Origin of the sequence: Tsuneonella sediminis, from assembly GCF_051912845.1 — a bacterium.
In the GTDB taxonomy this organism is placed as follows: Bacteria; Pseudomonadota; Alphaproteobacteria; order Sphingomonadales; family Sphingomonadaceae; genus Tsuneonella; species Tsuneonella sediminis.
This window is the reverse complement of sequence record NZ_JBNCBU010000003.1, coordinates 191795-216882: the sequence shown is the minus strand read 5'-3', so window position 1 is coordinate 216882 and position 25088 is coordinate 191795. Positions and strand designations below refer to the sequence as shown.

At 65.8% G+C, this 25088-nt stretch carries 23 protein-coding genes and 1 riboswitch; of the genes, 8 read left to right on the top strand and 15 right to left on the bottom strand.

What is annotated here, in order from left to right; genetic code table 11:
* On the bottom strand, window positions 1-1497 hold the full coding sequence (locus ACPV3N_RS12935) for a CoA-acylating methylmalonate-semialdehyde dehydrogenase (protein WP_440118411.1): 1497 nt from the start codon (window positions 1495-1497) through the stop codon (window positions 1-3).
* Between the two features lie 86 nt (window positions 1498-1583).
* Between ACPV3N_RS12935 and ACPV3N_RS12930 the strand changes: the two genes are divergently transcribed.
* Window positions 1584-2486 (top strand): LysR family transcriptional regulator, encoded by a 903-nt coding sequence (locus ACPV3N_RS12930; RefSeq protein ID WP_440118409.1) that lies wholly within the window; start codon window positions 1584-1586, stop codon window positions 2484-2486.
* Between the two features lie 64 nt (window positions 2487-2550).
* Here the strand turns inward: ACPV3N_RS12930 and ACPV3N_RS12925 are convergent, their stop codons facing one another.
* Window positions 2551-4917, bottom strand: a complete 2367-nt coding sequence (locus ACPV3N_RS12925; protein ID WP_440118407.1) for a PAS domain S-box protein — start codon at window positions 4915-4917, stop codon at window positions 2551-2553.
* A 370-nt stretch (window positions 4918-5287) separates the two neighbouring features.
* Between ACPV3N_RS12925 and purC the strand changes: the two genes are divergently transcribed.
* Window positions 5288-6091 carry a phosphoribosylaminoimidazolesuccinocarboxamide synthase gene (purC, locus tag ACPV3N_RS12920; protein ID WP_259962548.1) on the top strand — a complete coding sequence of 268 codons (804 nt, stop codon included), beginning with the start codon at window positions 5288-5290 and terminating at the stop codon, window positions 6089-6091.
* A gap of 2 nt (window positions 6092-6093) precedes the next feature.
* Here purC and ACPV3N_RS12915 read toward each other — a convergent pair whose 3' ends face one another.
* Window positions 6094-6984 carry a diacylglycerol/lipid kinase family protein gene (locus tag ACPV3N_RS12915; RefSeq protein ID WP_440118405.1) on the bottom strand — a complete coding sequence of 297 codons (891 nt, stop codon included), beginning with the start codon at window positions 6982-6984 and terminating at the stop codon, window positions 6094-6096.
* 92 nt (window positions 6985-7076) lie between these two features.
* Window positions 7077-9290 carry a TonB-dependent receptor gene (locus tag ACPV3N_RS12910; RefSeq protein ID WP_440118403.1) on the bottom strand — a complete coding sequence of 738 codons (2214 nt, stop codon included), beginning with the start codon at window positions 9288-9290 and terminating at the stop codon, window positions 7077-7079.
* A gap of 277 nt (window positions 9291-9567) precedes the next feature.
* On the opposite strand from ACPV3N_RS12910, the gene purS reads away from it, so the two are divergent.
* Both purS and purQ read left to right on the top strand, forming a co-directional pair.
* Window positions 9568-9807 (top strand): phosphoribosylformylglycinamidine synthase subunit PurS, encoded by a 240-nt coding sequence (gene purS, locus ACPV3N_RS12905; RefSeq protein ID WP_440118401.1) that lies wholly within the window; start codon window positions 9568-9570, stop codon window positions 9805-9807.
* A complete protein-coding gene (gene purQ / locus ACPV3N_RS12900) occupies window positions 9807-10484 on the top strand; it encodes a phosphoribosylformylglycinamidine synthase subunit PurQ (protein WP_440118399.1) in 678 nt (225 codons plus the stop codon). Before purS ends, purQ begins: the two co-directional genes overlap by 1 nt.
* Before the next feature lie 12 nt (window positions 10485-10496).
* Here purQ and ACPV3N_RS12895 read toward each other — a convergent pair whose 3' ends face one another.
* The 5 genes from ACPV3N_RS12895 to ACPV3N_RS12875 form a co-directional block, all read right to left on the bottom strand.
* Complete coding sequence (locus ACPV3N_RS12895; protein ID WP_440118431.1) at window positions 10497-12833, bottom strand: putative bifunctional diguanylate cyclase/phosphodiesterase; 2337 nt, start codon at window positions 12831-12833, stop codon at window positions 10497-10499.
* A 227-nt stretch (window positions 12834-13060) separates the two neighbouring features.
* A complete protein-coding gene (glmS, locus tag ACPV3N_RS12890) occupies window positions 13061-14884 on the bottom strand; it encodes a glutamine--fructose-6-phosphate transaminase (isomerizing) (protein WP_440118397.1) in 1824 nt (607 codons plus the stop codon).
* Between the two features lie 13 nt (window positions 14885-14897).
* Window positions 14898-15263 carry a type II toxin-antitoxin system VapC family toxin gene (locus ACPV3N_RS12885; protein WP_440118395.1) on the bottom strand — a complete coding sequence of 122 codons (366 nt, stop codon included), beginning with the start codon at window positions 15261-15263 and terminating at the stop codon, window positions 14898-14900.
* Window positions 15264-15512, bottom strand: a complete 249-nt coding sequence (locus ACPV3N_RS12880) for a CopG family ribbon-helix-helix protein (RefSeq protein WP_440118393.1) — start codon at window positions 15510-15512, stop codon at window positions 15264-15266.
* 25 nt (window positions 15513-15537) lie between these two features.
* Complete coding sequence (locus ACPV3N_RS12875) at window positions 15538-16464, bottom strand: DMT family transporter (RefSeq protein WP_440118391.1); 927 nt, start codon at window positions 16462-16464, stop codon at window positions 15538-15540.
* 197 nt (window positions 16465-16661) lie between these two features.
* Between ACPV3N_RS12875 and ACPV3N_RS12870 the strand changes: the two genes are divergently transcribed.
* Window positions 16662-18182, top strand: a complete 1521-nt coding sequence (locus tag ACPV3N_RS12870) for a TadA family conjugal transfer-associated ATPase (RefSeq protein WP_440118389.1) — start codon at window positions 16662-16664, stop codon at window positions 18180-18182.
* 77 nt (window positions 18183-18259) lie between these two features.
* Complete coding sequence (locus ACPV3N_RS12865) at window positions 18260-18406, top strand: hypothetical protein (RefSeq protein ID WP_440118387.1); 147 nt, start codon at window positions 18260-18262, stop codon at window positions 18404-18406.
* A gap of 1 nt (window position 18407) precedes the next feature.
* Here the strand turns inward: ACPV3N_RS12865 and ACPV3N_RS12860 are convergent, their stop codons facing one another.
* Window positions 18408-18641 (bottom strand): hypothetical protein, encoded by a 234-nt coding sequence (locus ACPV3N_RS12860; protein WP_440118385.1) that lies wholly within the window; start codon window positions 18639-18641, stop codon window positions 18408-18410.
* Window positions 18642-18695: 54 nt separating this feature from the next.
* Between ACPV3N_RS12860 and ACPV3N_RS12855 the strand changes: the two genes are divergently transcribed.
* Window positions 18696-19604 (top strand): DMT family transporter, encoded by a 909-nt coding sequence (locus ACPV3N_RS12855; protein WP_440118383.1) that lies wholly within the window; start codon window positions 18696-18698, stop codon window positions 19602-19604.
* A 67-nt stretch (window positions 19605-19671) separates the two neighbouring features.
* Window positions 19672-19803, top strand: coding sequence for an entericidin A/B family lipoprotein (locus ACPV3N_RS12850; protein ID WP_440118381.1), 132 nt, complete (start codon window positions 19672-19674; stop codon window positions 19801-19803).
* Window positions 19804-19866: 63 nt separating this feature from the next.
* Here ACPV3N_RS12850 and ACPV3N_RS12845 read toward each other — a convergent pair whose 3' ends face one another.
* Genes ACPV3N_RS12845 through gcvT form a run of 5 tightly spaced genes read right to left on the bottom strand, consistent with a single transcriptional unit; the run spans window position 19867 to window position 24815 of the window.
* Window positions 19867-20307 (bottom strand): ABA4-like family protein, encoded by a 441-nt coding sequence (locus tag ACPV3N_RS12845; RefSeq protein WP_440118379.1) that lies wholly within the window; start codon window positions 20305-20307, stop codon window positions 19867-19869.
* Window positions 20308-20311: 4 nt separating this feature from the next.
* On the bottom strand, window positions 20312-21907 hold the full coding sequence (gene gcvPB, locus ACPV3N_RS12840; protein WP_440118377.1) for an aminomethyl-transferring glycine dehydrogenase subunit GcvPB: 1596 nt from the start codon (window positions 21905-21907) through the stop codon (window positions 20312-20314).
* A complete protein-coding gene (gene gcvPA / locus ACPV3N_RS12835) occupies window positions 21904-23265 on the bottom strand; it encodes an aminomethyl-transferring glycine dehydrogenase subunit GcvPA (protein WP_440118375.1) in 1362 nt (453 codons plus the stop codon). The genes gcvPB and gcvPA overlap by 4 nt, the downstream gene beginning before the upstream one ends.
* A gap of 33 nt (window positions 23266-23298) precedes the next feature.
* Window positions 23299-23670, bottom strand: coding sequence for a glycine cleavage system protein GcvH (gene gcvH / locus ACPV3N_RS12830; protein ID WP_259962530.1), 372 nt, complete (start codon window positions 23668-23670; stop codon window positions 23299-23301).
* Window positions 23667-24815, bottom strand: coding sequence for a glycine cleavage system aminomethyltransferase GcvT (gcvT, locus tag ACPV3N_RS12825; RefSeq protein ID WP_440118373.1), 1149 nt, complete (start codon window positions 24813-24815; stop codon window positions 23667-23669). Before gcvT ends, gcvH begins: the two co-directional genes overlap by 4 nt.
* Window positions 24816-24985: 170 nt before the next feature.
* Window positions 24986-25088, bottom strand: a riboswitch (glycine riboswitch).

Genomic DNA, 25088 nt, shown 5'->3' with positions numbered 1-25088 from the left:
TCAGCCCATGGTCGGGATGACGAAGGCGTTGCTGCCGTCTCCGCCGCCGTCGGGCCAGCGCTGGGTGACGGTCTTGACCTTGGTCCAGAACTTGAGGCCCTCGGTGCCGTACTGGTTGGTGTCGCCGAACGCGCTCCGCTTCCAGCCCCCGAACGAATGGTAGGCGACCGGGACCGGGATCGGCACGTTGATGCCCACCATGCCGACGTTGACGCGGGACGCGAATTCGCGGGCGGCGTGGCCGTTGCGGGTGAAGATCGCCACGCCATTGCCGTACTGGTGCTCGCTCGGCAGGCGTACCGCCTCCTCGAAGTCCTTCGCACGGACGATCTGAAGGACGGGACCGAAAATCTCCTCCTTGTAGCTCTCCATGTCCGGCGTCACGCGGTCGAGCAGCGTTGGGCCGACGAAGAAGCCTTTTTCGTGGCCCTGCAGCGAGAATCCGCGGCCGTCGATCACGACCTCGGCACCTTCCTTCTCGGCGGTGTCGATCCACGCCTCGACCCGCGCCTTGTGCTCGGGCGTGACGACGGGACCGTAGTGCGCGTCCTTGTCGGTCGACACGCCCACACACAGCGCGTTGATCGCCGGGATCAGCTTCTCGCGCAGGCGGTCGGCCGTGTCCTCGCCCACCGGCACCACCACCGGCAGCGCCATGCAGCGCTCGCCCGCCGAGCCGAATGCCGCACCAGCGAGGTCACCGACGACTTGGTCGAGATCGGCATCGGGCATGACGATGCCGTGATTCTTGGCCCCGCCCATCGCCTGCACGCGCTTGCCCGCCGCGACGCCGCGCTTGTAGACATAATGCGCGATGTCGCTCGAGCCGACGAAGCTGACGGCAGCGATGTCCGGATGGTCGAGGATCGCGTCGACCATTTCCTTGTCGCCGTGGACGACCTGCAACAGGCCTTCAGGCGCACCGGCATCGAGGAAAAGTTCGGCCAGGCGCACCGGCACGCTGGGATCGCGCTCGCTCGGCTTGAGGATGAAGGCATTTCCCGCCGCGATCGCCATGCCGAACATCCACATCGGGATCATCGCCGGGAAATTGAACGGGGTGATGCCGGCGCCGATGCCGAGCGGCTGGCGTGCCGAATAGACGTCGATCCCCGGCCCCGCGCCCAAGGTATATTCGCCTTTCAGAACCTGCGGGATGCCGCAGGCATATTCGATGACTTCCAGCCCGCGCTGAACGTCTCCGTGCGCATCGTCGATCACCTTGCCGTGCTCGCTTGCGAGCAGGCGGGCCAGGTCTTCCTTGTTCGCCTCGACAAGCTGCTTGAAGGCAAACATGATCCGGGCGCGCCGTTGCGGGTTGGTCGCCGCCCATTCGGGCTGGACCTTCTTCGCGGCCTCGACCGCGCGGTCGAGCAGCGCCGCGTCGCCGAGCACGACTTCGGCCTGGACCTCACCGGTGGAAGGGTTCCAGATCTGGTGACTGCGACCCGCCGAGCCGCCGGCACCTCCGACGATGAAATGATCGACCTGGCGCATGAGACATTCTCCCAAAGTGTTTCGACCCTCTTGGGCGCGGATATTTTTGCAGACAACAGGCAATCTTGCAGATAAGCCCTGCATATATGCAGGGGATGGACTGGAGCGACCTGCAGGTCTTCCTCGCCGTGGCCCAGACAGGGCAACTCGGCCGTGCAGGTGCCGCACTGCGGGTCGATGCCACCACGGTGGGTCGCCGGCTGCGGCGACTCGAGGCGGCCGTGGGGGCCAACCTGTTCGAGCAGACCCGCGAAGGACAGGTGCTCACCGAAGCCGGCGAAGCCCTGCTGCTGCGCGTCGAGCGCATGGCACGCGCTGCCGCCGAGATCGACGAGGGGTCGGAGGGCCGGTCCGCCTCGGTTTCCGGTATCCTGCGCATCAGCGTGGCGGAGGGGTTCGGCAGCTGGGTCCTCGCCCGGCACCTGCCCGATTTCGCGGGCATGCACCCGGGCCTCACCGTCGATCTCGTCGCCAACAGTGGTTTTCTCAGCATGTCGAAGCGCGAGGCCGACATTGCGGTCATGCTATCGCGGCCCAAGGCCGGCCCGATTATCGCAGGCAAGCTGTCCGATTATGCGCTGGGTCTCTACGCGTCGCGGAGCTACCTCGCTGGCGCGGGGTCGCCGCAGCGCAGCGCCGACCTGCTGTCTGGCCACAGCCTCATCGGTTACATCCCGGACCTGCTCTACGCGCCCGAGCTACGCTACCTCGACGAGATCCATCCGGGCCTGACCCCGCGGCTGCGTTCGTCGAGCATCAATGCCCAGCACCAGTTGATCGCCGGGGGCGCGGGCATCGGGGTTCTCCCGTGCTTCATCGGCAACGCGGATCCCGCGCTTGCGCCAGTCCTGCCCACAAAGCGGATCTTCCGCGCCTTCTGGCTGGTGACACACAAGGATACTCACCAGCTCGCACGGGTTCAGGCGGGCAAGGAATGGATCGCCGCGATGATCGAGCGATGCCGCGACCTTCTCCTGCCGAAGACCTGACGCGTCCGAACATCGGCAAGAGGCCCTTGCCGCTGTTCCAGCCGCGTCGTGACGCCGTGCTTCGTCAGCGGATCAGGGCGTCCTCGAGGTCGCGATCGGTGAACGGCTTGGCGAGTATGGACACGGTCTGCGATTCCAGTTCCTGCGGCACCGAACCACCCGACGTCACCACGAGCTTCATGTCCGGATACTGCGCCCGCATGGTCAGCAGGAAATCCGTTGCCATCCCGTCCGGAAGCCGCATGTCGGACACGACGGCATCGATTTCATTGCTCTCCAACAGTTCCTTCGCCTGCTGGAGGGTTCCGGCCTCGAGCACCTCCCACCCGACAGCTTCGATCGCCGCGACCATCGACATGCGGATCAATGGTTCGTCCTCGATCAGCAGTACGCGCTGAACCTCGGGGGCTCGATCTTCACTGGAACTGCCGCCGCGCGCCGCCTCCTTCCGGGGTCGCGCATTCAGAACCTGCCTTATCTTCCGGCTGAGTTTCTCCACCGAATAGGGCTTGCTGATCAGCTCGATGTCGTCATCGAGCTTGCCGGCGTGGACGATGGCGTTCTGGGTATAACCCGAAGTGAACAGCACCCCGATATCCGGGATGCGCTCCTTGGCGAGCCGTGCGAGTTCGGGCGAACGCAGCTTCCCCGGCATGACCACATCGGTGAACAGAAGGTCGATCGGCATTCCGCACTGGAGCACCGCGAGTGCGCTGTCCGCATCGGCGGCTTCGATGACCTTGTACCCGAGGTTGGTCAGCAGTTCGACCACGGTCGTACGCACGTCCCCGTCGTCCTCGACCACGAGGATGACCTCATCGTTGCCCGACTCGGTCGTCCACGCCCCTTCGGCGCGGCGTGACAGCTCGGCCTGCCGTGTCCGGGGCAGGTAGATGCGAACGGTCGTGCCCTCGCCCTCCTCGCTGTAGACGGTGATGTGTCCGCCCGACTGCTTGACGAAGCCGAAGACCATCGACAGGCCCAGCCCGGTGCCGTCCCCCGGGCCCTTCGTGGTGAAGAAGGGTTCGAATACCTTCGACAGGTTTTCAGCGGGAATGCCGCAGCCGGTGTCGGTCACCGCGATCACCACGTATTGCCCGGTCGCTGCGTCCGGATGCACGGCGACGTAATCCTCGTCCAGCGATGCGTTGCCGACCTCCAGCGTGAGTTTGCCCTGCCCCTGCATCGCATCGCGGGCGTTTATGGCGAGGTTGAGGAGCACGTTCTCGAGCTGGCGCGGATCAACGAGGCAGTTCCAGAGCCCCGCCGACACGATCGTTTCGATCTCGACCGCCTCTCCGAGCGTGCGGCGGAACATGTCATCCATATCGCGCAGGATCCGCCCCGCATTGATCGGCTTGGGCTTCAGCGGCTGCTGGCGTCCGAAGGCGAGCAACTGCGCGGCGAGCTTCGCCCCCCGCTCGACCCCCGACAGGGCGTTGTTGATCCGGCCGAGACTGCGGCCGTCGAGCAGGGGGTCCTGCTTGATGAGTTGCAGGTTCCCGGCGATCACCTGGAGCAAGTTGTTGAAGTCGTGCGCGACACCGCCGGTGAGCTGGCCGATGGCTTCCATCTTCTGCGCCTGGACGAGCTGCGCCTCGAGGTCCTTCCGCTCGGCGATGGCTTCCTCGACCCGCCGCCGCAGCGCGGCATTGAACGAGTTGAGTGCCTCGCGCGCCTTCAGTTCCTCGTCTATATTTTGCGCCTCGATCACCGTGCCGATGGTGACGCCTTCGGCGTTCTTCATCGGCGATGCGGTGAAACCGACGTTGTAGAAGCTGCCGTCCTTGTGAACGAACACCTCTTCCCCTTGCGTCTGGCTGTTTTCAGGGAAGGCGCGGTCGATCGCACACTCCTCGATCGGAAAGGGCCGGCCATCCGGGTAGGTATGGTGGACAACGTCATGGAGCGGCCGGCCCTGGGTTTCGGCGAAGGTGAACCCCGTCAGTTCCTCGGCCGCCTTGTTCATGAACGAACAATGTTGCCGCTCGTCCATCATGAACACGGCCATCCTGGTGTTGTTGAGAATGGCGTCGAGGCGGCCCGAGACCTCCTCGAGCTCGCGGCGGATCCGGCGCTGGTCGGTGACGTCCTGGATCGCGGCATAGAACACGGGAGCCTCGCCCGTGGAAATGAGCTGGAGGCGGACACTCACGTCATACGACGAACCGTCCTTCCTTCGATGGATCGTCTCGAAGTGCAGTTGCTTGCGGTCGCCACGTATCAGCGGCTCCACGAAGGACTTGAACTGTTCCTCGGTGAATTCGGGCTTGAGGTCCCAGGGATGAAGCTGGCCGAGCTCCTCGCGCGTGTAGCCGAGGTTCTCGCGCGCTCCCTGATTGACGAGCAGGAAACGGAAATCGTCCTTGCCGAAGATGAAGACCTCGGCAGCGGCCTTTTCGACGATCTCGCCCAGCCGCTGGGTCGTCATCCTGTCCGCTTCTGGCATTGAAATCCGACCCCCTGAGTGCCCGCGCCTGTCCGGTCAGCCGCGAGCGTCCAAACGCCCGCCCATCCCGTTGGTTTCCCGTGGCCAGCCAATTACCGCGTAGCCCAACAAGTCGTCGGTTACCGGGTCAAGAGCGATGCGGCAAACGGGAAGGCACCCGAAAACCGATAACCTGTCGCCAACCCACCCCGCTAGCCGCGATCGTCCGCCGCTATAGCGATTCGACCGCCAATTGCGTTCGCGGGCGGTTTTGCCTAAGGCGCGCGAACACACGCCCCGGCCGCGCGAGTCACCGCCGACCCGCTCCGCCGGGGCGCCTCGTTTTCCCGTTCCCCAGAAGGACACACCGCCCATGTCCCGCCGCCGCCAGGTTTACGAAGGCAAGGCCAAGATCCTTTATGAGGGCCCGGAGCCCGGCACGCTGATCCAGTATTTCAAGGACGATGCCACTGCCTTCAATGCCCAGAAGAAGGGTACGATCAACGGCAAGGGCGTGATCAACAACCGTATCAGCGAATACGTTTTCACCCGCCTCGCTCATATCGGAATCCCCACTCATTTCATCCGCCGCCTCAACATGCGCGAGCAGTTGGTGCGGCAGGTCGAGATCATCCCGATCGAGGTCATCGTGCGCAACGTCGCCGCCGGGTCGCTGACCAAGCGGCTCGGGATCGAGGAAGGCGAGCCGCTTCCGCACACGCTTATCGAGTACTGCTACAAGGACGACGCGCTCGGCGACCCGTTCGTGAGCGAGGAAGAGATCGCCTGCTTCAACTGGGCAAGTCACGAGGAGATGCAGGACATCTCGTCGATGGCGATCCGCATCAACGATTTTCTCTGCGGAATGTTCGCCGCGATCGGCATCCGCCTGATCGACTTCAAGCTGGAATTCGGGCGCATCTGGGACAACGATTTCAGCCGGACGATCCTCGCGGACGAGATCAGCCCCGACGGCTGTCGCCTGTGGGACATCGCGACCGGCGAAAAGCTCGACAAGGATCGCTTCCGCCGCGATCTCGGAGGTGAGGAGCAGGCTTACCAGGAAGTGGCCCGGCGGCTCGGCCTGTTGCAGGACGACGGCCAGTCGCCCGGCGAGGTGCTCGACATGAGTGCACACCGCGGCCGGCTGCGGTCGTCGCCCAAACCGAAGAAATAGCCCTAGACCACGTAGCGCAGCGTCATCCCGGTCGGCTCGACCGCGAATGCGCAGCCGGTTCCGATGCCGGGCATGTGGTCTCCGTCAACCTGGACGGGGCTTGCGCAGCGATCAAATTCGATGCGCCGCGCGCTGCGGAAGGTTGCGAGCCCCAGCCGGTCGAGCGGCAGGCCCGCGAAAGCGGCGGCTGTGAACGCGAGGACCCCGACAAGCGAGGGTCGGTCCAGCACGATCAGTTCCACCGAATCGGCTACCAGCGCGGCATTGGGCGACAGGCGGTACGACCCCGCGAAGAGCGCTCCGTGACTCACGATGACCGCGCCCGCGGAACAGGAAAACGGCGTTCCGTCGGCCAATTCGCCCGAAATGCGGATGTCCTGCCTTGGCCAGCGCCGCATGAGGCGCAGCATCGCGACGACATAGGCGAGACGCCCGATGCGCTTCTTGAGCGCGCTCGATACGTGCGCGACCGCATGGCTGTCCGGTCCGATCGACAGGCACGAGACCACCGGCAGGTCGCCCAGCCTGTAGAGCGGCGCCGCGACCCACGATCCCTCTCCACCTCCCCACGACCGGGTGACGCGCGCCGCCAGCGTCTCAGGGTCGGAGGGATATCCAAGTTCGCGCGCGACCAGGTTGATCGTGCCCGACGGGGCGATGCACAGCGGGATGGTGCCCGCCAGGTCGCCCAGCGCCTGCACCGCATCGCGCAAGGTGCCGTCGCCGCCGTGCACGCAGGCGAGATCGGGCGGATCGGCGCGAGGCGTCCAGCGGCGTGCCGAAGGGACTTGGCGAACGCTCCAGCCCCGCTCCTCGAATGCCCGGGACAGCGTGTCGAGCCGGGCCTGCCGGAAGCTCCCCGCAGCGGGATTGTAGACGAGGTCTAGCTTCATGGCCGGATACCGGTGCCTGTCCGCCTTCGCGAGGAGGGTGCGGCTGGCGGGCGCGCTCGCTCCGCCCGCCGCACCCCTTAGGTCCCCTGCACTCAGTAGCGGATGCGGCCCGACACTCCGAACACCCGCGGATCGTTGACGAACGCGGTGTTGTTGTTGAAGTCGATCCCGCCCTTCACGTTGTCGGCATCGGTGATGTTGCGCACGAAGGCGGCGATCTCCCATGCGCCGTCGAGCCGCGCGTAACCCAGCCTGAGGCCACCTTCCCACTGATTGTCGGCGTTGAATTCACGACTCTCGTAGAGGAAGAAATTCGTGGCCCCCTGGTAGGTCCAGTCGGTGTACGCGAACACTTCGCCATCGGCACCCACCGGCGCGCCATAGCGTGCGGTGAAATCGGCAATCCACTTCGGTGCGTTGGGAAACGGGTTGCCGTCGACCCGCGCACGCGGAGAGCCGGCGACGGTAACCAGCGGATCGGTCACCGTGCATTGCGCGCAAATCCCGACAAGCAGTGTCGGATCCTTGATCCGCGTGTCGTTGTAGCTGAGGCCAGCGGTCAACGTAAGCGCATTGGTGGGCTGGAAGGCGCTGTCGAGCTCGAAGCCGTAGCCGCGACCCTTGTCGGCGTTGACAAGCTGGACGAGGTTGCCCGCCCCGCCCACGGCGGAAAACTGCGGATCGGTGATGGTGTAGTAAAAGACCGCGCCGTTGATCCGCGCCGTTCGCCCGGCAAATTCGGATTTGAAGCCAGCCTCGTAGCTCATGATCTTCTCGCTCGTCGCAATCGACGGCGGAGCGAAAAATGCGACGTCGCGCCCCTGGATGGTCGGGGCCCGGAAACCGCTGGCGATCCTGGCGAAAACGCTGGCATCCTCCGACACGTCGAAGAAAGCCGACAGGTCCCAGCTCAGCCGGTCGTCCTCGACCTGGCGCGGCTGCGGCGCGGCTCCGGACACGACCACGAAATTCTTCTCGTCATCGGTGTAGCGAAGGCCGGCGGTTATTTTCGCACGGTCGGACAGGTTGAAGGTGCCTTGCCCGAACAGCGCCCAGCTTTCGTTCGTGTGATTGACGGTGACCGGCGGCGGGAAGTTGTAGCCCACAGTGGTGACGTCGAAATCGCTGTCGAAATAGAATCCGCCGACCTGCCAGGTGAACGGGCCGGCGGCATCGGAGGCCAGCCGGATTTCCTGCGTGAACTGGTCGAGATCGATCGAATCCTGCGTGTCCGAGGGGAACGGGATGGACCCGGGGCCGGTCACCAGGTTGCCACCGTCGATGTCGCCGCGGCTGCGCCCCTTGCTCTTGGCCCAGGCCGTGATCGAGGTGAGCGTCGCGCCGCCGAAATCGTACTTGGTGTTGAGCGAGCCGATCCACGCCTTGTACCGCGCCGGGTTGTTCCCCCCCGCATCGTAGAACACGGTGTCGCGGTCGTAATTCGCGTTAAGGTCGTTGTTGCCGGGACCGAGAATGTTGGCCCTGAAGGGCGTCGACGTACCGTCGAACCAGCGATGCTGGATCGAGCCCAGAACCTCGAGCCGCGGCGTCGGGGTGAGGAGCAACTGGACCCGGCCCGCGCGGTCGTCGTAGCCGCCCAGCGCATCGCGTTCGCCCGTGAAGCCGTTGTCGATCCAGTCGTCCCGGTGCTGCAGCATGCCTGATACCCGCAACGATGCGACACCCGGCGCAATGGGAATCGTGATCGCGGATTCGAGGGAGACCGTGTTGAAGGTGCCGTAGCTGATCGAACCCTGGGCGGCATAGACGTCGCCCGGCTTGACCGTGTCGATCTTCACGATGCCGGCGGGGGTGTTGCGACCGAACAGGGTGCCCTGGGGGCCGCGCAGCACCTCGACACGGTCGATGTCGAAGATGGGAAACGCCTTCAGCGTGACGTTCTCCAGGACGACGTCGTCCATGACGACCGACACCGGCTGCGATGCGGCAAGGTCGAAATCGGTGTTGCCGAGCCCACGTATGTAGAAGCGCGGCGCGGCGCGCCCGTTCGAGCTCTCGATGAACAATCCCGGCACATGACCCGAAAGCGCGGTGACCTCGCCCCCCGCCGAGAGGATCGACTGGACGGCGTCGGCCGACAGGGTCGCCGCGGACACCGGGACGTCCTGCAGGTTTTCCTCGCGGCGGTTCGCGGTCACGATGATCTCGGCGAGTCCACCGTCAGGAGCCTCCGCACCGTCGGCGGCCGCCTGCGCGAAGGCGGGAGAAGCCCCGGCAATGGTGCCCAGCGACAGGGCCGTCATGGCGAGGAGGCGTCCGGTCGAGCGGATGGGTCGAGTGGTCATGGCATCGTCCTTTGAATCGATGCTGCGCCGATATGCGCAGGTTCGTGCGGCCCTGCACCGGTTTTGGAGGAGCGCGCGAGAGCGGCAAAGAAGGTTCTGCGCAACTCTTCGCCCGTGAGCACTGTAAGTCGGCAATGTGTGACCGAAATGCTACAACCGAATGCTCTCATCGGGCACCTCGGTCCAACGCCGCGTACCGCCGCTGCTTGCCCTTCTCGCGCGGCGGCGGCATAGGCGCCCGCGACTGCGCCCAGCGACCGATGAAGAGGCCCGCACCATGAAAGTCCGTGTTTATGTCAGCCTCAAGCCCGGGGTGCTCGATCCGCAGGGCCGTGCCGTTCACCACGCGCTCGAGGGCCTCGGCTTCACCGGCGTGGACGACGTCCGGGTCGGCCGGCTGATCGAACTCGACGTGGCCGACGGAACCAGCGACGAGACGCTCGACGAGATGTGCCGCAAGCTTCTCGCCAACATGGTGATCGAGAACTACCGGATCGAAAAGCTGGAGACCGCCTGATGGCATTCCGCGGTGCAGTCATCACGTTCCCCGGATCCAATTGTGATCGTGACATGGCGGTTGCGCTCGAGAAGGTGTCGGGCGAAGCTGCATTGCGGGTCTGGCATGGTGACGCCGATCTTCCCCCCGACCTCGATTTCATCGCCCTTCCGGGCGGCTTCTCCTATGGCGATTACCTGCGGTGCGGCGCCATCGCGAGCCGCAGCCCGGTCATGCGCGCGGTCGTAGCCGCGGCGGACCGCGGGGTGCCGGTACTTGGCGTCTGCAACGGTTTCCAGGTCCTGACCGAAAGCGGACTGCTGCCCGGCGCACTGATGCGCAATGCCCAGCTCACCTTTACCTGCCGCCCCGTGCCGCTTAGAGTGGAGAACAGCCAGTCGCTGTTCACCTCGAGCTACGCGGCTGGATCGGTGGTCACCTTCCCCGTTGCCCACCACGACGGGAATTATTTCGCGGACGACCAGACCCTCGACCGGATCGAGGGGGAAGGGCGAGTCGCGTTCCGCTACGTCGAGGCCATCAACGGTTCGCAGCGTGGGATCGCGGGCGTGCTGAACGCCGCGGGCAACGTTCTCGGGATGATGCCGCATCCGGAACGCGCCATCGAGCCCGAGCTTGGCGGGTCGGATGGCAGGGTCTTGTTCGAAAGCGCGATCGGGGCGCTCGTCGGAGCCTGAACCGGCCGGTGATCAGGCTGCCGGGCGGGCGCTGATCCGGTCGGGAATGTCGGAACGCCGACGGCGGAAGAGCTGCAAGGCCTCCTCTGCGCGCATCGGACGGCCGAAATAGTAGCCCTGGATCTTGGTGCAGCCCAGCCGCCTGACGAGTTCCGCCTCCTCCACGCTCTCGACCCCTTCCGCGGTGGTGGCCATCTCGAGGCTGTCGGCCATCGCGACGACGGCACGGATGATCGCCAGGCTTTCCTTGCTGTTCTGCGCGGCTCCCTGGACGAAGCTTCGGTCGACCTTGATCGTCGAGAACCTCAGTTTGCGAAGGTAACCGAGCGACGAATACCCGGTCCCGAAGTCGTCGAGCGCAACGGTGCAGCCGAGCGCCATGCACTGTTCGAGCGAGGAGCGCGCCACGCTGGCATCGCGCAGGAAGATCGACTCGGTCACTTCTAGCTCGAGGCGGCGCGCCTCCAGCCCGCTTGCCGACAGCGCATTGACGACGGTCGAGGCAAAATCTGGCTCGAACAACTGCTCCGGCGAAACGTTGACCGCCACCCGGACGTGCTCGGGCCAGCGGGTCGCCTCGCGGCAGGCCTGCTCCATGACCCACGTTCCGATCGGAACGATAAGGCGAGTGTCTTCGGCAATCGGCACGAACTTGCCCGGACTGACGGGGCCGTGCAGCGCGCTGTTCCACCGGACGAGCGCCTCGAAGCTGACGACCTCTTCGCTGTTGGCGTTGACGACCGGCTGAAAGTTGAGTTCGAGTTCCCGGTTCTCCAATGCGCGGCGCAAGGCGAACTCGAGCTGGCGGCGTTCCTCGGCGTTGGCATGGAGCGCAGGCTCGTAGTGCCGGTGCTCGCCGCCGCCTTCATCCTTCGCCCGGTACAGCGCAAGATCGGCATTGCGCATGAGTTCCTCGACCGTCTGGCCATCGCGGGGACCGATGGCCGACCCCACGCTCGCGCCGACGTAAAGGGTGTGCTGTTCGACCTCGTAGGGCTGCGACAGCCGCGCAATCACCGTCTTTGCCACCCGCTCGATGCACTGGCGGTCGCTCGCATCGCGGATGACAACGGCAAATTCGTCGCCGCCCAGCCGCCCGCACAGTTCGTCATCGGAAAGCACCGCCTTCAATCGCGACGAAACTTCCGCGAGCAGCTTGTCTCCGACCTGATGTCCCAGCGAATCGTTTACCGCCTTGAAGCGGTCGAGGTCGATCATCAGGAAAGCACAGCGGGTCCGCCATTGCTCGGCATAGCGCAGCGCATCGCCAAGCGCCTCGGTCAGCATGAGGCGGTTTGGCAGGCCGGTGAGGGTGTCGTACCGCGCAAGGTAGGCGATCTTTTCGCTCGATTCACGCTGTTCGGTGACATCCGATCCCACTCCGCGGATGCCGAGATAGGCCCCGTTGTCGTCGAGCATCGGGGTGCCGGACAGCTCCCACCAGCGCTGCTCGCGTCCGATCGCCACCTTGACCAGCAGGTTGGAGAAGCTTTCCCGCCGCTTCAGGCGCTCTGCGAGATCGTGCAGGCTCGAGGGAAACTGGCCGGTCTCCCACGCCTCGCCGCTGATCAGTTCGAGGAACGGCCGGCCTTCGACCTCGTCGACCGCCCGTCCCAGCGCGAAGGCGAACCGGGGCGAGGCCGAACGCACGAGGCGGTTGGTATCGATCTGCCAGAGCCAGTCGGCCTGGTTCTCCTCGAATTCCCGCAGGAGCAGCGAGACGACTTCGCTCTTCTCGGCATTGCCGGCTTCGGCGAGGCACGCCGTCAGGTGTACGCGCGCGACTTGGGTCACGCCCACCGTGACGACCGCGCAAAGCGTCACAGTCGCGAGCGCCATGCCGTACTGGCCGAAGAAGAGGAAGGCTACGAAGCAGGACAGAGCCGTGATGGAGCCGAAGACCACAGTCACGAGCGGCGCGACTCCGAGCGCGAGGGTCGATCCGAGGAGGAGGATCGCGACGAGAAGCGCGATGGCGGTCCGCTCAGCATCCCCGCCGTAGAAGCCGAGCGCCAGCGAGGGAATCGACCAGGCAAGCGCGACTGCCGCGGTGGAAAGCGCCTTGCGGTTCATCTCGCTGCGCGTGATCCGGACCCGCTCCCCCAGCGTGAAGACCCGGTCTGTCCGTAGGGCGTAGAACAACCCGCCCCCAAGCGCCGCGACGAACGCCAGGATCAGGACGGCCGGTGCCTTTCCGGCGTAGACCCAGATCGCGATCGTCGCACAGACCGCATGCAGCGCTATGCGCAGCCGAAAGGTCTGATTGATCTGCGAAAATTGCAGTGCCCGAAGACGATTCCAGTCTCCGCCGTCAGGGTCGCGCAGACCCAGCAGCGCAAGCATCGGCATTTCCGCCGGCAGCTCGGATAGAGTGTCGTTGCGATCGGTCACACACCCGCGTTAACCGACAAAGGTTATGCGACCGTAAATCCCCTATTATAAACGACAATTGCCACGCTCGCGGCAACCCGAAATTAACCGTGCCCTGCCCCTCGGGAGGCTTGTCGAAAGGTTCGGCGGCTGGGACGATAAAGCGCTGAAAACGATGGGCGGAGCCGACCACAGCCGGGGACACTTCACTCGACCGTCACGGACTTGGCGAGGTTGCGCGGCTGGTCGACGTCGGTGCCTTTGGCGCACGCGACGTGATAGGCGAGCAGCTGCACCGGCACCGCATAGACCAGCGGAGCGATCAGGGGATGGACCCGCGGCATCTGGATCGTCGCCAGGCATCCCTCGCCGGCTTCGGCCAGCCCTTCTTCGTCAGAAATCAGCACGATCTTCCCGCCCCGGGCGCGAACTTCCTGCATGTTCGAAACGGTCTTCTCGAACAGCGGACCCGAAGGAGCCAGAACGACTACGGGAACGGCTTCGTCGATCAGCGCGATGGGGCCGTGCTTCATCTCTCCCGCCGCATACCCTTCGGCGTGGATGTAGCTGATTTCCTTGAGCTTCAGCGCGCCTTCGAGCGCCAGCGGATAGTCGGGCCCGCGACCGAGGTAGAGCACGTCGCGCGCCGGAGCGATCAGGTGCGCCATACCCGCAATGTCGTCGTCGTGGTCGAGCGCGGCATTGAGGCAGGCGGGTGCCTCAAGCAGGTGTCGGACGATCTCCTGTTCCTCGGCCCGGTCGATCCGCCCCTTCCTGACCGCCAGATGGGCGGCAAGCGCGGCGAGGACGGCGAGCTGGCAGGTGAATGCCTTGGTGCTGGCGACGCCGATCTCGGGGCCTGCATGTGTCGGCAACAGCAGGTCCGCCTCTCGCGCCATCGAGCTTGTCGGCACGTTGACGACGACCGCGATGGTCTGTCCGTTCGCCTTGCAGTGCCGGAGCGCGGCAAGGGTATCGGCGGTCTCTCCGCTCTGGCTGATGAACAGCGCGAGCCCGCCCTCCTCGAGTGGCGGTTCGCGGTAGCGAAACTCGCTGGCGACATCGATGTCGACGGGAACCCGGGCGAACGTCTCGAACCAGTACTTCGCCACCATGCCGGCGTAATACGAAGTGCCGCAAGCGACGATTGTGATGCGCCTGATGGCCGACAGATCGAAGTCGATCTGCGGAAGCGCAACCCGGTTTTCCGCCTGGTGGACATAGCTTCGCAGGGTCTGAGCCACCACGGTCGGCTGCTCGAAGATCTCCTTCTGCATGAAATGCCGGTAGTTGCCCTTTTCGACTGCCGCGGCCGATGCGCCGGAGGTCGTCACCTCGCGCGTGACTTCGTTGTTCTCGAGGTCGTGGATGCGCGCGCCGTCGCGGGTGATCACCACCCAGTCCCCTTCCTCGAGATAGCAGATCTTCTGCGTCAGCGGGGCGAGCGCAAGGGCATCGGACCCGAGATACATCTCACCCTCGCCGTAACCGACCACGAGCGGCGATCCGAGCCGCGCTCCGATGAGCATGCCAGGATGATCGCGGAAGGCGATCGCAAGCGCGAATGCGCCCCGCAGGCGCGGCAGCACGGCGCCGATCGCCGCTTCGGGCGACGCGCCGTTCTCGACTTCGAGCGAGATCAGGTGCGCGACAACCTCGCTGTCGGTCTCGCTTTCAAGGGTGCGCCCCCGCGCGACAAGCTCGTCTCGCAGCGGCTTGAAGTTCTCGATGATGCCATTGTGAACCAGCGCGACCTGCTCGGTCGCATGCGGATGCGCATTGCTGGTCGTCGGCGCACCATGGGTCGCCCAGCGTGTATGCGCGATGCCGACGGTGCCCGGGGCCGGATGCTCCGCCAGTTCGGCAACCAGGTTGGCGAGCTTGCCCTGCGCACGGCGGCGGACCAGCAACCCGTCATCGATGGTGCAGACCCCGGCACTGTCGTACCCGCGGTATTCCATGCGCCGCAGCCCGTCGACGAGGCGATCCGCGACCTGGTCCTTCCCGACAATGCCGATAATTCCGCACATTATTGATGATTCCTCAGATGATATATGGGATGCGGATGCCCGGCATGTTTGCCGGAAAATCCTGGGTGTTGCGAGTGATCAGGATCGAGCCGTTGACTTGCGCGGTGGCAAGAATCAGGGCGTCGAGCAGCTTCATCCGCGTCCGGTAACGGATGTCGGCCGCAGCCGAGGCGATCCTCTGATCGATTTCCACGACCTCGAAATGCGAGAGAAGCTCGGTCACGGGAGCGCGATCCTCGAGCCTTTCGCCCGCGACAACCTCGGTCCAGACGATGCGGCTGATGCTGTGCCGCGGATAACGCGCGATTTCTGCCCGCGCCTGCGGGCGGCGGCAGAGCCAGTCCACCACGATATTGGTATCGAAGAAGGGAGCCGACACTCAGACGTCCCTGTCGCCGGCACGGTCTTCCCGGATCGCACGCTGGAACTGGACTCCGTCGGGAGCATCGTCACGTCCTGCCCACAGCCCATACCCGCGCTCGATCCAGCCGCGGTCGTCGCCGCGTTCGGCCAGATAGAGCTTGACCGCCTCGCGGATGGTCGCGGCCCGGGATGTGCCCCTCCTTGTCGCCAGCGCATCGAGCTTGGCGAGGTCATCGTCGGGAAGGTCGGTCAGGATACGCGGCATGATATCGCGATATCATATCATGATATCAATGCAACGGATCTTTCGCGCCGGGGCGGCTGCCCCGGTCTTGACCCGCTCGCCACAGATAGAGGCCGGCTCCGACGATCACCGCTGCGCCAAGCATCGTAGGCCCGTCCGGCCGATCTCCGAACCACCACCAGCCAAGCGCAGCGGCGACCACCAGCTGGACGTATGTCATCGGCGCAATGGTGGCCGCTCCCGCTCGGGTCGTCCCGAGGTAGATCAGCCAATGCGCAGTGCTCGCGCTCACCGCGACAAAGGCGCATTTCGCGATCACTTCGATCGACGGAAAGGGTACCGCCAGCGGGGCGAAACCCGAATAGTGTCCAGCCACGGCCGTGGCGAGCAGTATCGGAGCGGCTACCAGTGCCAGCCATGCCTGCATTGCCAGCGCGCTCGCCTTCCCTGCAGCGGCGCGATTGGCCATGAAAAGCACGCTCATCGCGCAGGCAACCAGCAGCGGCAGAAAGGCAGGGAAGCCGATCTCGGCGAAATTGGGACGCAGGACGAGGAGAACGCCCGCGAAAGCGGCACCGGAGGCTTTCCATGTCGCGGCGCGCGAACGCTCGTCGAGAAACAACGGCGCAAGAAGCCCGGTGATCATCGGGCTCACGAAGATGATCGTGGTCGCCTCGGCCAGCGACATCAGGAACAGCGAACCGAAGAAGGAGACCGTGGCGATCGCGACCGCCGCACCGCGGACCAGCTGCAGTCCCGGCCGGACCATCCGGAAACCCGCCGTGCCCTCGCGCGCCAGCAGAATGGCCGACAGGCCCGCCGCGCCCAGTCCATAGCGCAGCGCAGCGATCGCGGTGGGGGGCCACTCCGCGGTCATCGTCTTGACCACGGCGTCGCCCACCGAAAGCAGCGCGAAGCCAGCCAGCGCGTAGAGGAGACCCGTCCGGTCGTCGTGTGGGAAGAAAGGCGCCACCGCGGCGGGCCTCTATGGGAGTTTCGCGGCAAGCACCAGCGCCCCGTCCCCTGGCAATGCACCAGGCCGATGCGGAGCCGGTTTTAGGAAAAAAACAACCTTTCCTTTCTATTCACCTTGTCTCGGAAGGCGCTGTTCGCCTCGCTCGCGGCAGGTCCGCGCGTGATCGCAAAGCCGACGGCCTGGGGGATTATTCGATGAGCGCATTCGGACGGAAGAACGGACCCGGGGGTATGAACGCCGGTGCCCGTCCCTCCTTCGGTGTGGCCCGCCCCATGAAGGGCGGTGCCGGAGCGCCGCCTCCACCCGCGCCCGGCGGCGGCGAGCAGTTCCCCCCCATCCCCGGGAACGATGCCTTCGCCGGCCAGGATGCCGGCGGCGCCAAGCAGTCCGATGCAATGAGCCGGCTCGCTGATCGCGCCAACGCGGTGCACGAGCAGCAGCAGGTCGGCGGCTTCGAGGCGAGCGTTCACAAGATCAAGGAGCAGGTGCTCCCCCGCCTGCTCGAACGGGTTGATCCCGAAGCCGCGGCGACGTTGACCAAGGACGAGCTGTCGGAGGAATTCCGTCCGATCATCCTCGAGGTGCTCGCCGAGCTCAAGGTCACGCTCAACCGGCGCGAGCAGTTCGCGCTCGAGAAGGTGCTGATCGACGAACTGCTCGGCTTCGGTCCGCTGGAAGAGCTTCTCAACGACCCCGACGTCAGCGACATCATGGTCAACGGGCCTGACCAGACCTACATCGAGAAGAAGGGCAAGCTGGTCATCGCGCCGATCCGGTTCCGCGACGAACAGCACCTGTTCCAGATCGCCCAGCGCATTGTCAACCAGGTCGGCCGCCGCGTCGACCAGACCACCCCGCTGGCCGACGCCCGCCTCAAGGACGGCAGCCGCGTCAACGTGATCGTACCGCCGCTGTCATTGCGCGGCACTGCGATATCCATCCGCAAATTCTCCGAAAAGCCCATCACCATCGACATGCTGCGCGACTTCGGGAGCATGAGCGACAAGATGGCGACCGCGCTCAAGATCGCGGGCGCGTGCCGGATGAACATCGTCATTTCCGGCGGCACCGGGTCGGGCAAGACGACGATGCTCAACGCGCTGTCGAAGATGATCGACCCCGGCGAGCGCGTGCTCACGATCGAGGACGCGGCCGAACTCCGTCTCCAGCAGCCGCACTGGCTGCCGCTGGAAACGCGCCCGCCGAACCTCGAGGGCCAGGGCGCGATCACCATCGGCGACCTCGTCAAGAACGCCCTGCGCATGCGGCCCGACCGCATCATCCTGGGCGAAATCCGCGGCGCGGAATGCTTTGACCTGCTGGCCGCGATGAACACCGGCCACGACGGCTCGATGTGCACGCTTCACGCCAACAGCCCGCGCGAGTGCCTCGGCCGCATGGAGAACATGATCCTGATGGGCGACATCAAGATCCCGAAGGAAGCCATCAGCCGCCAGATCGCGGAAAGCGTCGACCTGATCGTGCAGGTGAAGCGCCTGCGGGACGGTTCGCGCCGCACGACCAACGTGACCGAGGTGATCGGCATGGAAGGCGACGTGATCGTGACGCAGGAACTGTTCAAGTTCGAGTACCTGGACGAGAGCGAGGACGGCAAGATCCTGGGCGAGTTCCGTTCGAGCGGGCTGCGTCCCTACACGCTCGAGAAGGCGCGCCAGTTCGGTTTCGACCAGGCCTACCTCGAAGCGTGCCTCTGAATTTTCCTGCCGGGGCGTCGGCTTCATACAATTAACGAACGACAGGGTTCGCTATAACGGGATCGAAGGACGATCCCATGCTGCGACACGTGATTCAGCTTGCCGATACGAAACCGGTCCGGGCATTGCGGCGACGCGCCCTCGAGCGGCAACGTCAATTCGAGGCCCGCTTCATGCAGTCGTTCGCGCACATGCGCGAGCGCGACCGGCGGATAGACGCCTAGGTCAGGCTCCGCGTAGCCACGGCGGCACGCCGAGTGCCAGGAGACCGCCGGCGATCACCGCGCACGCCAGGAACAGGCCGGTCCACGGCACCCAGCCGACTTGGTTGAATGCGATCCGCTTCATCCGGCGCCTTTCCATCAGCAGGCACACGACTGCCAGCGCGGCAAATCCAGCTCCCCATAACGCCAGGACTTCCGCGTCGCTTGCAAAGCGCAGGCCATCGATCAGCTTCATCGGCCGCAATATGGGGCGGATTGCGCACGCTGCCAGTGGGGCTATGGCGAACCGGTGAGCCATCCGCCCGCCGATCAACGTCCGCTGATGGCGCTGGTGATCCGGCTGGGGGCGGCATTGGTCCTCTCGGTGATGCTGGTCTTCGTCAAGCTCGTCACCGAAAGCGGCGTGACGCTTGCCGAAACGCTCTTCTGGCGTCAGCTGCCGACCGTTCCCGTACTGCTGGCCTGGTTCGCGTGGCGCGGGCAGCTCGGGCTGCTGTCGACCGACCGTTTCGGCGCGCATGGACGCCGGGCGATCCTCGGACTGACAGGCATGTTCCTCAACTTCGGCGCCGTGACGCTTCTGCCGCTCGCCGAGGCAACGACGCTCAACTTCACCACCGCGATCTGGGCGGTCATCCTGTCTGCGCTGATCCTGCGGGAACGCGTAGGCCTGTGGCGCTGGTCGGCTGTGCTCCTCGGCTTTGCAGGCGTTCTGGTGATCACGCAGCCGGGACACGGCCACATTCCTCCACTCGGCGCCGCGGTCGCGCTGGGCGCAGCGTTCACGATAGCGCTGATCTCGATCCAGATACGCGACCTGTCGCGGACCGAGCATCCGCTGACGATCGTCTTCTGGTTCTCGGCGTTCACCCTCCCCCTCCTCGGCCTTGCGATGCCGTTCGTGATGACGGGCCACTCGGCGTACCAGTGGAGCCTGCTCCTTGGCCTCGGCGTGTTCGGTCTGCTCGGGCAATTCCTCCTGACCGCGGCGCTTCGCTACGGCGCGGTCGCGAGCGTGATCGTGATGGACTATTCCTCGCTCGTCTGGGCGACACTGTTCGGATGGTTGGTGTTCGACCGGTTGCCGCCCGGCTCGACCTGGGCTGGTGCACCGCTCATCGTAGGGGCCGGGCTGCTGATCGCCTGGCGTGAGCACCGGCTGTCGCTTCAGCGGGCACGCGCACTAGTTGGAGAATAGACAGCGGGCGAGTTTGCGGTCAGTTCAGGATCCTGCCCGTATCGATCGCGGCCAAGAGGAAGACATCATGCTGAAGAAGATCACGATCGCCGTAGGCGTTGCCGCCATCGCCCTTACCGCGACCGCGTGCAACACCGTCAAGGGCCTGGGCCGAGATATCGAATCGGTTGGCCGGGCGGGCGAGGAAGCGATCGACTGACGACGGGCGACCCGCGCGCCTGACGCATCTGGTTTCGAGCGAGCGCAGGTCGCTGGCGAACGGTTAGCCTTTCCGTCGCCAACCGCTTGCGCGGGCGCGTCGTTCGCGGACGGCCAGCCAGACGAGCAGCCCGAGAGGCCCGGCGAAGAACGTCAGTAGCAGGAAGGGCACCTGGACGATTCGCGAGAACCCCTTCGCGTCGGCATCGCGGGCAATCCACAAGCCGGCAAACAGGTCGAGCGCAAGATAGTGGGTCCAGCCGACCGCCACGCCCGCGTCCGTGGCGAAGATCGCCCGCACTCCCTCCAGCGAGGTGAAATCGGCAGCGCCCGCGCCGGTTGTCGAAAGCGCGTGAATCAGCCCTGCGGAGTACGCGAGACATAGCAGGCCCACCCCGCCGTACAGGATGAGCGCCAGCGGAACCGGCCTGCGCGGCAAAGCGATCAGCGCCGCCCAGGCGATCAGCGCGACCAAGTTGGCCGCGCCGAACATCGCCTGCCACATGGGATCAGCGCCCCCCCTGTTCGCTGCGGGTGGGGTGGCCGGCGGGCACGTCGGGCTCACTCCATGCCAGCACCGGCTTGCGCGCCGCGAGTGTCTCGTCGAGGCGCCGCCGGGGCGCGTGCACAGGCGCGTTCTTGAGGCTCATGTCGCCGTCCCGCGCGCGCTGTGCCAGCGACCGTAGTGCGGCTACGAGCTGGTCCAGTCCCGCCTTGCTCTCGGTCTCGGTAGGCTCGACGAGCATGGAACCGTGGACCACGAGCGGGAAATACATCGTCATCGGGTGGAAGCCCTCGTCGATCATCCCCTTGGCAAGGTCGAGCGTGGTCAGCCCGTCGGCGAATCCCCGGTCGCTGAACAGCGCCTCGTGCATGCACGGCCCGCTGAACGCGAACGGCGCGTCGAGCACGTCCTCCAGGCTGCGCAGCAGGTAGTTCGCGTTGAGTACCGCATCGCCCGAAACCTGGCGCAGCCCGTCCGCTCCGTGGCTGAGGATATAGGCAAGCGCGCGGGTGAACATTCCCATCTGGCCGTGGAACGCGCTCATCCGCCCGAAGCTGAGGGGGTGCTCCTCGCCGGCGTTCTCCTCCTCGATCAGGTCGACCGTGCCGTCGGGCCGCCGCGCCGTGAACGGCAGCGGGCCATAGGGGCTGAGTGCCTCGGACAATACCACCGGCCCCGAACCCGGCCCGCCGCCCCCGTGCGGGGTCGAAAAGGTCTTGTGCAGGTTGATGTGCATCGCATCGACGCCAAGGTCGCCGGGGCGCACCCGGCCGACGATCGCGTTGAAGTTCGCCCCGTCGCAGTAGACATAGCCGCCGGCGGCATGGACCGCGTCGGAGATCGCCTTCATGTCGCGCTCGAACAGCCCGCAGGTGTTCGGATTGGTGATCATGACGCCCGCGACATCGGACCCCAGCCGCGCCTTGAGCGCTTTCAGGTCGACGCGGCCCTCCGGCGTCGCCGGAATGTCCTCGACCGCGTAGCCGGCAAAGGCGGCGGTGGCCGGGTTGGTTCCGTGCGCGCTTTCGGGCACCAGGATGACCTTGCGCGCATCGCCCTTCGCCTCGAGCGCGGCGCGAATGCACAGGATGCCGCAGAGCTCGCCGTGCGCGCCGGCCTTGGGCGTCATCGCGACGCCGTGCATCCCGGTCAGCTCGATCAGCCAGTGCGCCAGCTCGTTGATCACCTCGAGCGCGCCGCGCACGGTATCGACCGGCTGTAGCGGGTGCACGTCGGCAAAGCCCGGCATCCGCGCGACCTTTTCGTTGAGGCGCGGATTGTGCTTCATCGTGCAGCTGCCCAGCGGGAAAAGCCCGAGGTCGATCGCGTAGTTCTGCCGGCTCAGCCGCGTGTAGTGGCGAACCGTTTCCGGCTCGGACAGGCCGGGCAGGCCGAACGCCTCGGTCCGCGCCATTCCGCCAAGGCGGTTCGCGCCTCCCGACGGTTCGGGCAGGTCGACGCCGGTGGTTTCGCTCCCGCCGATCTCGAAGATCAGCGGTTCTTCCAGCATCAGCGCGCGGTTGCCGGTCGCGGTCGGCGCCGCGGCGGCGGTATCGGGGGTCATCTCGGGCTTCCAGCCGCTCTTGTTCGGGGCGTTCATGCCAGCACCTCCTTGAGCGCGGAGCAGAGGGTCGCGATGTCCTCCTCGGTGGAGGTCTCAGTCACCGCCACGATCAGTCCGCCCGACAGGTCGTCGTTGCCCGGGTAGAGCCGCCCGAGCGATACCCCGGCGAGCACCTTTCGTTCGGCCAGCGTGCGCACGACCGCGCGCGCATCGGTGGGAAGAACGATCGTGAACTCGTTGAAGAAACTGTCGTTGAGGACCTTGACTCCCGGCACCTCGGCCAGCCGGTCGGCGGCAACGCAGGTGAGGCGGTGGTTCTCCGCCGCCAGCGCCCGCAGCCCCTTCTCGCCCAGCAGGGTGAGGTGGATCGTGAAGGCCAGCGCGCAAAGCCCTGAATTGGTGCAGATATTGCTCGTCGCCTTCTCGCGGCGGATGTGCTGTTCGCGGGTCGAGAGCGTGAGGACGAAGCCGCGCTTGCCCTCGGCATCGACCGTTTCGCCGCACAGGCGGCCGGGCATCTGGCGCACGTGCTTGGGATCGCGCACCGCGAACAGGCCAAGGTACGGTCCGCCGAACTGGAGGCCGACGCCAAGCGACTGGCCTTCGCCCACGACGATGTCCGCGCCCATTTCGCCGGGCGACCGGCAGGCGCCCAGCGCGACCGGCTCGGTATTGACCGCGATCAGCAGCGCGCCCTTGGCGTGCGCGGCCTCGGCGATCGGCGTCATGTCGTAGACCCGGCCGAGGATGTCGGGATACTGGACGACGACGCAGCTGGTCGCCTCGTCGATGCGGGCGATCAGCCCGTCGATGTCGGGTGCGCCCTGCATCGTCGGCAGCGCCCCCGCAATCTCGTCCTCGGTGAACTTGGCCATCGTCCTGACCGTTTCGGCGTAGTGGGGGTGCAGCGCGCCGGAGAGAACCACGCGCTTCTTCCTGGTCACCCGCGCGGCCATCGCGACCGCTTCCCAGCACGCCGTCGAGCCGTCGTACATCGATGCGTTCGCCACCGCGCAGCCATAGAGCCGGGCGACCTGGCTCTGGAACTCGAACAGCATTTGCAGCGTGCCCTGCGCGATCTCGGGCTGGTAGGGGGTATAGGCGGTCAGGAACTCGCCCCGCTGGATCAGGTGATCGACGGTCGCCGGCACGTGGTGGCGATAGGCCCCGGCCCCGCAGAAGAACGCCGCGTCGGCCGCCGCGAGATTCTTCTTCGACAGCCGCCGCATATGCTTCTCGACCGCCATCTCGCTGGCGTGGAGCGGCAGCCCTTCGATCGGCTCTTTCAGGTAGTGCGCGGCCGGCACGTCGGTGAACAGCGCGTCGACATCGGGCGCGCCGATAACGGAGAGCATCTCGCCGCGATCGGCGTCGGTCAGGGGCAGATATCGCATATCGAACCTTGTGTGCGGCCGGCGGCCTTCGGATTACAGACTGTCGCAGAACGCCTTGTACTTTTCCGCGTCCATGAGCGCGTCGAGTTCATTGGGTTGCGTGATCGTGAGCTTGAAGAACCAGCCGTCGCCCTCGGGCGCGGAATTGACCAGCGCGGGATCGTCCTCGAGCGCGGGATTGCCTTCGATGACGACGCCTGTGACCGGCGAATAGACATCGCTCGCGGCCTTGACGCTCTCGACCACCGCCGCCTCGTTGCCCTTGGCGACGCTGGTGCCTTCGGCGGGCACCTCGACGAAGACGATGTCGCCGAGCTGGCTCTGGGCATAGTCGGTGATGCCGACGGTAGCGGTCTGCCCGTCAACCTCGATCCATTCGTGATCCTCGGTGAAATAACGCGTCATTTGGATGCTCCCTTGCGGAAATAGCGGTGCGGAACGAACGGCATGGGGACGACCCGCGCGGGCAGGCGCTTGCCGCGGACTTCGAGCGCCAGTTCGGTACCCTCGGCGGCCTGCGCGGCATCGACATAGGCCATCGCGACCGGATGGCCGAGCGTCGGCGAAAAGCCGCCGCTGGTGACGGTGCCGACTTCGCTGTCGCCGGAGAATACCTTTGCCCCTTCGCGCGCGGCAGCGCGGCCTTCCAGCGCAAGGCCGACGCGCCTCGTCGGCGCACCGTCCGCGAGCAGCTTCAGGATGCGCTCGGCACCCGGGAAGCCGCCCTGCTCGCGCCGCTTCTTGCTGATAACGAAGGAAAGCCCTGCGCTGACCGGATCGGTTTCGGGCGAAAGGTCGTGGCCGTAAAGCGGCAATCCCGCCTCCAGCCGCAACGAATCGCGCGCGCCAAGACCGATCGGCTTGACCTCCAGCTCGGCACACAGGCGCCTGGCGAGTTGCTCGACCTGGTCGGCGGCGACCGAGATCTCGAACCCGTCCTCGCCGGTATAGCCCGAGCGCGATACCATGAGGTCGAGTTCGCCGAACTGCCAGCTCTTCGCCTCCATGAACCCGAAATCCTCGGTAATCCCTCGCATCGTGCGTTCGAGCGCGCCGGCAGCTTCGGGCCCCTGCAGCGCGAGCAGCGCACGCTCGTCGAGATGGGTGAGCGTGATCTCGTCGGGCAGGTGCTCGCGCAGGTGGGCAATGTCGTCCCACTTGGTCGCGCCGTTGACGACAATGTAATACCGCGACGTTCCACCCTGCTCGGTCACGTTGGTGACCATCAGGTCGTCGAGGATGCCGCCGTTTTCGTCGAGCAGCAGCGAATAGCGCACCTTGCCCGGTTTCAGCGCCGAGATATCGCCGGGCAGGAGGGCCTCGAGCGCATCGGCCGCGCCCTCGCCCTCGACGACGAGCTGGCCCATGTGCGACACGTCGAACAGCCCGGCATGGTTACGGGTCCAATCGTGCTCGGCGAGGATGCCCTCGTACTGGATCGGCATCTGGTACCCGGCAAACGGAACCATGCGGGCGCCGCGTTCGCGGTGCCAGCCGTCCAGCGGCAGCGCCTCAAGTTCGATTTCAGGACCTTCATCGATATCGTTCACGCGCAATCCCCGACAGCGCGGCCGATGCCCGGCGAGGACATCTCCAGAACCGCTACCCCCTCTGTCGGGAAACCTGAGAGTTTGGCCGCGCCGCCCCTTTTCGCGAGAGGACGAGGCTTACACCGTCGGTGGCGCCATCCGGCAGACGGCGCGCTTTCCAGAGTATCGCACGGCCCGCCACGGTCCTTTGGCCTGAGAGTTTCCGGGGCGGTTGCTCCTTCGGCGGCCTGGTGCCTTGCATCCAAGGTCCAGACGCTCTCCCATGGCGGACGT